This is a genomic window from Colwellia sp. BRX10-1 (genome assembly GCF_014077545.1).
GTDB lineage: Bacteria > Pseudomonadota > Gammaproteobacteria > Enterobacterales > Alteromonadaceae > Colwellia_A.
In genome coordinates this window covers 1-1,148 of record NZ_JACGWC010000072.1, presented here as the reverse complement: position 1 = coordinate 1,148, position 1,148 = coordinate 1, and the positions used below count along the sequence as shown (strand labels likewise).

Below are 1,148 nucleotides of genomic sequence, written 5' to 3'. Positions count from 1 at the left end.
GTTTATTTGGTTTACTCGAAATTCACGGTTAGGTTTATGTTAGGCGGTGGGCGTTATTTATTTCTTCCGTTTATCTGTTAAATTTTAGTATTGTTTGTTACTGTAAAGTTCATAATAACCAATTACATAACAAGCTATTCAAGTGGGACAAATTACAGTTGGCTGGTTCCGCTTCGCTTCACATTTTAGCCAACTACAATTTGCCCCTTAATAGGGCGTTATGCGAACAAGGATGCTCATGCAATCTCATTATTATAAAATTTGGGACGAATTCATTTCAGAACGAAATCAATTATTTTCAAATTCAAAATTTGAAAATAATAATGAAAAATTCATTTGGGCATTATTTTCTAGAATTAATTCGTTAAGTGATGAAATCATTTTCCTAGCTAGAAATTCGCGGTTTACATCAAGCCAAATATTAATGAGAAGCGCGCTTGAAACTTACATTGATTTAAAATGTTTAGTCGACGACGATACATTTATCGATGTATTAATGCAGGCAGAAAGAAAATCAGAAATAACATACTTAAAAAACTTCGATTATAGTAATAGATACTACGGGTCAATATCTAAAGATAGTATAGAGAATAAATTAAGTGAGCTTAATAGTTCAAATGACAAGTCTAAAAATTTTAATATCTATGATAAATTTAATAAAGCTAACGAGTTAGAAGCATACAAAACTGTGTACAACCACTTATGTCGGTTCTCACATGGTAATCTGACCGCATTAGCGTCTAAAAACTTTGAAGATGATAAAATTAAGCTGAACACTTCAATCACTGATTCTGAATTAATATTTATACTTTCATCTTCTATAAATTTAGCAATAGCATCTTCAATTGAAGTTTCAAGCAAACTTGGCTTAGGAGAAAAACATATAAAGTTGTTCCAAAACTTTCTCAATGAAGTTAATGCAGTTGCGAAAAAGTTCGCATAACAAGTTACTCAAACGGACGCTAAACAGTTGGCTAGCGCTCGTTCCTCGCAATTTTAGCCAACTATTTTTCGCCGCTTAGTAAGGCGTTAGGCAACTTTACAAGGATGCAGTGTGAATAGAGTAGTTGTGTGTTTACTAATTATTATTTTAAGTGCTTGTGATGAAGATACTGAATCTAAGAAACTAGCCCAAAATATCTTTCCTT

General features: G+C 32.1%; 1 protein-coding gene. It reads left to right on the top strand.

The window, feature by feature from the left end; all coding sequences use genetic code 11:
• The first annotated feature begins 238 nt into the window (after positions 1-238).
• Positions 239-943, top strand: coding sequence for a DUF5677 domain-containing protein (locus H4J75_RS19570; RefSeq protein ID WP_182223052.1), 705 nt, complete (start codon positions 239-241; stop codon positions 941-943).
• Positions 944-1,148 lie beyond the last annotated feature (205 nt).

Bases quoted from the DNA above. Each gene is read 5' to 3' on its own strand.
- H4J75_RS19570 (WP_182223052.1), top strand. From the start codon at position 239: ATGCAATCTCATTATTATAAAATTTGGGACGAATTCATTTCAGAACGA.